The organism is Zarconia navalis LEGE 11467 (assembly GCF_015207075.1).
Lineage (GTDB): Bacteria > Cyanobacteriota > Cyanobacteriia > Cyanobacteriales > Geitlerinemataceae > Zarconia > Zarconia navalis.
On the sequence record NZ_JADEXN010000305.1, the window covers coordinates 1 to 6,549 of the forward strand.

Sequence of the window (6,549 nt, forward strand, 5' to 3'; positions counted from 1 at the left end):
GGGTATCGATGGCCATGGATGTGGCCGTTAGAGGGTTGCGGATTTCGTGAGCGAGCATGGAAATCAGTCGCTCTTTAAATCGCAATAGTTCTTGCAGTTCCTCTTTTTCTTGTTTGAGTTGAAAAATTTCGTCAGACAGTTGAATGACTTGAGCGGAGTTGGCAATCGAACCGAGGGAGCGATCGCTCGATGCTGTTTTCTCCAGGGGATTGGGCTCGGACGTTTTTTCGGTACAGTCTTCAACAGAGCGCCGCCAGCGCGGCCAACACCGAGCCAATTGCTCGACAATATAGCTGCCGGCTAGGGTTTGCTGGGGTTCGGGATGTATTTTAATTAATGCTGGGGTGGCAACTAACTTGAAATGCTCGACCAAATAGGGTTTTTCGCTAACTTTAATGGTTTTGAGATCCCAGTCTACTTCGTTATTTTTTTCTTTAAGGTACGCAAGAACCTGCCGAAGTTGTTCCCAAGAACTGGGTCGTCCATCGACAAATAACAATAGTTGCAGGGGAGCTTCCGAAGAATTGAATTGGGAAGGAGATGCTGGCATACCATCTCGATAAAGGATGAAAAACGAGTAGGTCGATCGACTTAGGCCGAAGGTCGAAAAATGAAAGAATTTTGTGAGCTTAATATCTTCTTTAGATTTCGATATATTATCCTGTTCTGGTACATTCTGTCGTCCTGAATCCTAAGTTTGGAGAAGTAGGTTGGTAAAATCGATCGATTGGCACAAAAATCCTTGGTTCCGACTCACCATGGGGGCAGCACTTGCCTTCTTTGGAATTTGTTTGGTACTCATCCTTCACCGCTACTATACGTTTTACGCATCTTTCGATCAGGGAATTTTCAATCAGGTCTTTTGGAACAACTCCCACGGTCGTCTGTTTGAGAGTTCTTTGTCCTCTTCACTTTCGATCGACGTGGTGGGGGACAATCAGATTCCGGAAGTGTACTATCACCGACTGGGGCAACATTTTACACCGGCCCTACTGTTCTGGCTGCCGTTCTACGCGCTCTTTCCGACGGCTGCGACTCTGAGTGTCTTGCAAGTCACTCTGGTGACGGCTGCCGGAATTGTTCTGTACTTTCTGGCACGGCAGTCGGTGTCCTCTCCCATCGCCGCCGCGATCGCCGTTAGTTACTACGCCGCCAACGCCATTCTCGGTCCGACTTTGGGTAACTTTCACGATAGCTGCCAACTTCCCCTGTTTATGTTTGGTTTGCTGCTGGCGATGGAAAAACGATGGTGGTGGTTATTTTGGGTTTTGGCGGGGTGTATTTTGATGGTGCGAGAAGACTCGGGAGTCAGCTTGTTCGGGGTGGGAGTTTATTTAGTATTGAGTCGGCGCTACCCCCGCGTGGGATTGGCAGTCTGTGCCCTAAGTTTCGGTTATATTTTGGTGCTTACCAATGCGATTATGCCGTTGTTTTCCGAAGATGTATCCCGACGATTTACCATCGAACGTTTCGGTCAGTATGCCGATGGCACCGAAGCCTCGACGTTGGAAATAATTTGGGGGATTTTGAGCAAGCCCCAAATTTTGATTCGCGAACTTTTAACCCCATTCGATCGCACGATTAATTATATCTTGGGTCAGTGCTTGCCGTTGGCTTTCGTGCCGGTACTTTCTCCAACAGCATGGGCGATCGCTGGATTTCCTTTATTCAAACTTCTGATTGCCAAAGGACAAACCGTTCTCTCGATTAATATTCGCTATGCCATGACGATCGTTCCTGGATTATTTTACGGTGCGATTCAATGGTGGTCTCAAAATCCCGAACGGTTCGACAAAATTTCAATTCGCCGTTTTTGGATTTTTTGCATGAGTTTATCGGTAATCATTACTCTCGTTTCTAACCCCAACCGGACACTTTCTTTTGCAATCCCCGACTCGATTCAACCGTTGGTTTACGTACCCCTAAACCGTCAGTGGGAACACGCGCGTCAGGCTTATCCGCTACTCGATCGTATTCCCCCCGATGCTGGCGTAGCAGCCACCACAGGTTTTATTCCCCATCTGTCGGGACGCCGAAAGGTTCTGCGCTTACCCCATCCCGATTTATCTCGTTACGCTGAAGACAACCGTATTGTCGGCTTCGAAGATGCGGCAATGCTGGTTTTACGAGATCCGAATTCCGATTCGGGCGAAACCTTTCGGTTCCCGCTTTTGGAGGTTCGCGATGATGCGGGAGAGGTGGTACGGATGGATTACGCGATCGCCGATTTGTGGCACCTGCAAGAATATCAAGCTGCATTCAAGCACGATCGCTTTTTACTACAAGCTTTAGTTTGGGCGATCGATGGCTTGACGGAATCGGGAGACTACGGCATTGTTGACTTTCAAGACGGGATAATTTTGATGCAGCAGGGCAAAATGTCCGATCCTGATGCCGTGGCACAATGGGATACTTTTCGCGAGGAACTCAATACGCGATCGCTTTAATAGATTTGGTTGAATTAAGGTCGATCGAGCTTTCCCAAGTATTTACGAATCACCGCTAGAACTTTTTGAGGATGAATGGGCTTACTCAAAAAACCAGATGCTTTGGCAGCGGTTGCTCGCATTCGAGGAATTGTCCCTTTACTGGAGGTTAAAATAATAATGGGCGTTTTAGAAAACTGAGAAATTCGTCGCAGTTGAGTACAAATTTCGTATCCATTGGCGACGGGCATTACTAGGTCGAGAAAAATTAAGTCGGGCTTGGTTTCGATTAGCGTCAATACCGCTTTAAGAGAATCTTGAATTGCCAAAAATCTGTAGCCCGCCGTTTTTACGATCGGCTCGATCGTTTTAATCGTTCCAATACTATCGTCAATACAAGCAATTAACGGAATTTCGGGAATCTTCGAGACTTTGAGTTTGGATCTGGGAATTGACTGATAGGAAATATCTGGAACTTCAATGATCTCGATCCACCCTTTTCGGATATAAGGGGTAATAAAATTTGTGAGTTTAAATGTATCGGTTTTAAAGCCTTGAGAAATTTCTCTCAAAGTTCTCTTGCCATTCATCTTGGCGGCGATTTTTTGATAAAGCTTATTCGTGCTCTCGATCGAACTTTTTGAATGTTTGATAAGGGGAGCATCATTAGGAGAAATCGAGGCTAAGTCGGATTTTATCCAAGTATCTATTTGTTTTTCGACTTTAGAAAATATTGATTTAATACTTAACTTAAAAGAAGGCATTTTTAAAAATAAAAGAGTATCTTCTTGTAAGTTAGTTGTATAGCTTAAATCTGAGTTTATTCCCGACAATAAAATATCAAAAAAGACTTCGATCGCGATCGAATCCACGATCTCGAAAACCTGCTTTTCTGTGATAATACCTCGTTTTTTCAACAATTGAATTGCTTGAAAATCCCAAGGAAACATATCGTCATTATCTCGCCCGGACAAGAGATTCCAGTCTATCTTCACTTTTTGAGCCTTCAACTGTCGGCGAAAACGTCTAATACGATGCCAATCTCCCGATACCCAAGAAAGATAGCCGACACAGAAATAAAGCTCCCATCCTTTGCCTCGACCTGATTGAACTTCCAGCCGACCTGTTAGTTGCTTTTGACTGGCTTGAATGAGCTTATCGTGCAAGAAGTTTACAGGAGGATAATGCGGCATAGTATCTAGCGGTAATGCACTGATTGAATTGAAACTTACAGCGGTCGTTTCTTCTGTTTCAAGCGATCGAGCCGATCGAGAATATTTTGCCATTGAGCTACCAATTCAACAGCCGAATCATCACTCTGAAATTCTAGGTACGTAACTGTTTTTCGGATTAGATATTGAAGTTCTTCTGGAGTCATTACCATAACAAATAGACCAAAACGATCGTTCGATGAAGTATGCAAAAAATAGCCCCCGATAACCGGGTTGCTCGCCTCAAATTTGTCATGGCCTCTCGCACGAGTTGAACGAGAAATCGATTTTCTAAGCCCAAGTCGAAGATCCAAAATCTGGAGGAATATCCAGAATGCGAGTTGGCCCAACCGCTTGAAGAGCATCTTTTAGAGACACATCTCCTGTATACAGCGCTCGTCCGACAATGACACTGGTAACCCCTTGCGGTTCGAGAGCTGATAAACTCAGCAAGTCGGTAATCGAACTCACCCCCCCCGAGGCGACAATCGGAATATCGATCGCCCCAGCCAACTGCCGCAGAGCTTCCAAATTCGGGCCGCTCAGGGTTCCGTCTCGGTGGATATCCGTATAAACGATCGCGGCCGCACCCAAACTTGCCATCTGTCCGGCGAGATCCGTGGCGAGGACTTCAGAGGTTTCCAACCATCCCCTCGTCGCCACCCATCCGTTGCGCGCATCGATCCCGACCACAATTTTACCGGGAAACTCCCGACACAACTCGGCGACTAAATCCGGTTTCTCCACGGCAATGGTGCCGAGAATAACGCGCTCGACACCCAAAGCGAGCAAGTTTTCCACACTCGCACGATCGCGAAGTCCTCCCCCCACCTGAACGGGAATTGGCACAGCGCGGGCAATCTCGGCCACAATTCCCTGATTTTGCGGTTGACCGACCTTCGCCCCATCGAGATCGACTAAATGCAACCATTGTGCCCCGCGTTCCACCCACTGGTTTGCAACCGCAACGGGATCTTCATCAAAAGTCTCAGAGCGATTGTAGTCTCCCTGATACAGACGGACGCAGCGCCCCTCTAGTAAGTCGATCGCTGGAATAATATGCATAAATGTTGAATTACCTCGTCACTCGATCGCGGCCCTATTCTCAACTTAGATCGGAAAACACCAGGCTTGAGTTATCTGGCTTTTGCATCAGGCTAACTTGTTTGATAGCGCGGGCTTTGCCGTTGTGCCGATCGTTTGCCAACTATTTCCAATATGTTGGTTTAAATTTAGAGTTTAGTACGTCCTGGGTTCGATCTTACCAAGTTTTCAAGGTTTAAAGGGTGACCCACCTAGAGGGAACTTACCTGTGGGATGAGATGGAACGATCGAGTGCGATTGGAGTTGCGAGGGCTTCAAGATCGGGGGGGTGCGGTGCGGATGTCTCATGTCAGATCGATCGTGCTGCGCGAGCCGGTCTTGGTAAAGGGCAAAGGGTGTAGGTGAGTCCAAAGGGAAAGTCTAGATCGCGAGCTGACCGGCAACGTCGCTATTATTATAAATTCCACAATGTAATGAAACGTCAAGAATTTTAAATCGGGGTCGATCGCCTTTCACTGCAACCCGGATAGCACGATCGTTTCTTCTGCGCGCGACACAATAATGCAGAACTTAATTGATGTCTGGAGATCGATGAATCTTTCAATTCACGATTTTTGTGATATTTTCTTCTCATCGCGCTCTTTCTGGGTCTTAATAAAATGCAAGTCCGCCCAACACGAAATAGGATAATTTAGCGAATTACAGGCTTTACAAAAATAAATTAAAGCAAACTTGAACATATATTAATATAAGGAGTTAAACTTCGGTGCTATTCCTGAATAAACTCAGTATCAAATCCAGAATGATGGCCCTACTTTTAGGGGTCAGTTTGGGATCGCTTGCGATCGCGGGATTGTTGAGTTGGTTGAGATTTAGAAGTACCTTCACCACTCAAACCTTCGAACGACTCACCAGCGTCAGAGCCTCCAAAGGCAATCAAATAGAGTCTTACATGAGAATCCTGCGCAATCACGTAGAAACTCTTAGCGAAGATCGCATGGTCGTCTCGGCCATGGTTGATTTCAACTCAGCCTTTAAAGAGCTGCAAAACGAGGTGATTTCTTCAGAAACATCTCAAAAAGTCAAAAATTATTATACTCAAGAATTTTTTCCAAAGCTTTCAGAAAATATCGAAGGAGAGCAAGTTTTTTCCAACTATCGCCCCACAACACAAGTGGGTTTGTACCTTCAAGATCTCTACCTGGCAAGCAATCCATCACCCGTCGGTGAAAAAGATGAGCTGACCGATGCCGGAGATGGTCGCGAATATAGCAAAGCCCACCAAAAATATCATCCCCTGTTTCGGAATTTGATTCAGAAATTTGGCTACTACGATCTATTTCTCATCGATTTCGAGACGGGAGAAATTGTGTATTCGGTATACAAAGAAACAGACTATGCTACTAGCCTCGATCGCGGGCCCTATCGACGTAGCAATCTCGCCGATGCGATCGAGAAAGTTCGAGATAACCCCGGTCAACGATTCGTTCAAGTGGTGGATTTTAAACCGTACGTTCCCTCCTACGGTGCACCGGCGGCGTTTTTTGCCGCTCCCATTTACAACGGTCCTCATATTGTCGGGATTTTAGCGGTTCAGTTACCCGTCGATAACATCAATAATGTGATGACGGGTAACCAAAATTGGGAGAAAAATGGCTTGGGCAAAACCGGAGAAGCCTATCTGGTGGGGGCAGATTTATTGATGCGATCGATTTCTCGATTTTTGATTCAAGATCCTAAAGGATATGAAGCCGATTTGCACGAAGCCGGGATATCGAGCCAAACCATCGATCTCATCAAACGATTGAATACCTCCATTCTCCTGCAACCGGTGGAAACCGAAGCCGCTCGATCGGCCATTACCGGAG

The 6,549-nt window shown here is 46.2% G+C and carries 5 protein-coding genes and 1 pseudogene; 2 read left to right on the plus strand and 4 right to left on the minus strand.

Annotated features, from left to right (window positions below; all coding sequences use genetic code 11):
* On the minus strand, window positions 1–550 hold a 550-nt coding region (locus tag IQ235_RS15370), incomplete at its 3' end, for a circadian clock KaiB family protein (RefSeq protein ID WP_319592604.1).
* A 208-nt stretch (window positions 551–758) separates the two neighbouring features.
* Here IQ235_RS15370 and IQ235_RS15375 point away from each other — a divergent pair.
* Complete coding sequence (locus IQ235_RS15375; protein ID WP_264322326.1) at window positions 759–2,447, plus strand: DUF2079 domain-containing protein; 1,689 nt, start codon at window positions 759–761, stop codon at window positions 2,445–2,447.
* 14 nt (window positions 2,448–2,461) lie between these two features.
* Here the strand turns inward: IQ235_RS15375 and IQ235_RS15380 are convergent, their stop codons facing one another.
* The 3 genes from IQ235_RS15380 to hisA form a co-directional block, all read right to left on the minus strand.
* Window positions 2,462–3,619: a response regulator gene (locus IQ235_RS15380; protein ID WP_264322323.1), complete on the minus strand. Its 1,158-nt coding sequence runs from the start codon at window positions 3,617–3,619 to the stop codon at window positions 2,462–2,464.
* Window positions 3,620–3,654: 35 nt separating this feature from the next.
* Window positions 3,655–3,810 carry a hypothetical protein gene (locus tag IQ235_RS15385; RefSeq protein ID WP_264322324.1) on the minus strand — a complete coding sequence of 52 codons (156 nt, stop codon included), beginning with the start codon at window positions 3,808–3,810 and terminating at the stop codon, window positions 3,655–3,657.
* A 118-nt stretch (window positions 3,811–3,928) separates the two neighbouring features.
* Window positions 3,929–4,702 carry a 1-(5-phosphoribosyl)-5-[(5-phosphoribosylamino)methylideneamino]imidazole-4-carboxamide isomerase gene (gene hisA, locus IQ235_RS15390; protein ID WP_264322325.1) on the minus strand — a complete coding sequence of 258 codons (774 nt, stop codon included), beginning with the start codon at window positions 4,700–4,702 and terminating at the stop codon, window positions 3,929–3,931.
* A 781-nt stretch (window positions 4,703–5,483) separates the two neighbouring features.
* On the opposite strand from hisA, the pseudogene IQ235_RS15395 reads away from it, so the two are divergent.
* Window positions 5,484–6,549, plus strand: a pseudogene (locus tag IQ235_RS15395) (adenylate/guanylate cyclase domain-containing protein); the annotation flags it as partial.

Excerpts from the sequence above, each read along its gene's own strand:
- IQ235_RS15380 (WP_264322323.1), bottom strand. The coding sequence starts at position 3,619 with ATGCCGCATTATCCTCCTGTAAACTTCTTGCACGATAAGCTCATTCAA.
- hisA (WP_264322325.1), bottom strand. The coding sequence starts at position 4,702 with ATGCATATTATTCCAGCGATCGACTTACTAGAGGGGCGCTGCGTCCGT.
- IQ235_RS15375 (WP_264322326.1), top strand. The coding sequence starts at position 759 with ATGGGGGCAGCACTTGCCTTCTTTGGAATTTGTTTGGTACTCATCCTT.
- IQ235_RS15385 (WP_264322324.1), bottom strand. The coding sequence starts at position 3,810 with ATGGTAATGACTCCAGAAGAACTTCAATATCTAATCCGAAAAACAGTT.